Annotated in this window: 1 rRNA gene; it reads left to right on the top strand. The window is 58.8% G+C overall.

The features are described from left to right. Positions 1-74: 74 nt before the first annotated feature. Positions 75-1607, top strand: a 16S ribosomal RNA gene (locus AB0I72_RS28340). Positions 1608-1621: the final 14 nt, after the last annotated feature.

Below are 1621 nucleotides of genomic sequence, written 5' to 3'. Positions count from 1 at the left end.
AGTGGTCGGTCAGGATTACTTCTAGGTTTACCCGCCCAGACCCCTTTCGGGTGGTCGGGCCGGGTTGTTTGACCTTTATGGAGAGTTTGATCCTGGCTCAGGACGAACGCTGGCGGCGTGCTTAACACATGCAAGTCGAGCGGTAAGGCCCTTCGGGGTACACGAGCGGCGAACGGGTGAGTAACACGTGAGCAACCTGCCCCTGACTCCGGGATAAGCGGTGGAAACGCCGTCTAATACCGGATACGACCCGCCACCTCATGGTGGAGGGTGGAAAGTTTTTCGGTCGGGGATGGGCTCGCGGCCTATCAGCTTGTTGGTGGGGTAACGGCCTACCAAGGCGATTACGGGTAGCCGGCCTGAGAGGGCGACCGGCCACACTGGGACTGAGACACGGCCCAGACTCCTGCGGGAGGCAGCAGTGGGGAATATTGCGCAATGGGCGAAAGCCTGACGCAGCGACGCCGCGTGGGGGATGACGGCCTTCGGGTTGTAAACCTCTTTTACCACCAACGCAGGCTCCGGGTTCTCCCGGGGTTGACGGTAGGTGGGGAATAAGGACCGGCTAACTACGTGCCAGCAGCCGCGGTAATACGTAGGGTCCGAGCGTTGTCCGGAATTATTGGGCGTAAAGAGCTCGTAGGCGGCGTGTCGCGTCTGCTGTGAAAGACCGGGGCTTAACTCCGGTTCTGCAGTGGATACGGGCATGCTAGAGGTAGGTAGGGGAGACTGGAATTCCTGGTGTAGCGGTGAAATGCGCAGATATCAGGAGGAACACCGGTGGCGAAGGCGGGTCTCTGGGCCTTACCTGACGCTGAGGAGCGAAAGCATGGGGAGCGAACAGGATTAGATACCCTGGTAGTCCATGCCGTAAACGTTGGGCGCTAGGTGTGGGGACTTTCCACGGTTTCCGCGCCGTAGCTAACGCATTAAGCGCCCCGCCTGGGGAGTACGGCCGCAAGGCTAAAACTCAAAGGAATTGACGGGGGCCCGCACAAGCGGCGGAGCATGTTGCTTAATTCGACGCAACGCGAAGAACCTTACCAAGGTTTGACATCACCCGTGGACCTGCAGAGATGTGGGGTCATTTAGTTGGTGGGTGACAGGTGGTGCATGGCTGTCGTCAGCTCGTGTCGTGAGATGTTGGGTTAAGTCCCGCAACGAGCGCAACCCTTGTTCCATGTTGCCAGCACGTAATGGTGGGGACTCATGGGAGACTGCCGGGGTCAACTCGGAGGAAGGTGGGGACGACGTCAAGTCATCATGCCCCTTATGTCTTGGGCTGCAAACATGCTACAATGGCCGGTACAATGGGCGTGCGATACCGTGAGGTGGAGCGAATCCCTAAAAGCCGGTCTCAGTTCGGATTGGGGTCTGCAACTCGACCCCATGAAGGTGGAGTCGCTAGTAATCGCGGATCAGCAACGCCGCGGTGAATACGTTCCCGGGCCTTGTACACACCGCCCGTCACGTCATGAAAGTCGGCAACACCCGAAACTTGTGGCCCAACCCCTTGTGGGAGGGAGTGAGTGAAGGTGGGGCTGGCGATTGGGACGAAGTCGTAACAAGGTAGCCGTACCGGAAGGTGCGGCTGGATCACCTCCTTTCTAAGGAGTCTTTT

Origin of the sequence: Nocardiopsis sp. NPDC049922 (assembly GCF_040660275.1) — a bacterium.
In the GTDB taxonomy this organism is placed as follows: domain Bacteria; phylum Actinomycetota; class Actinomycetes; order Streptosporangiales; family Streptosporangiaceae; genus Nocardiopsis.
Note: the sequence above shows the minus strand (reverse complement) of the source record. Positions and strands in the feature narration are given on the sequence as shown.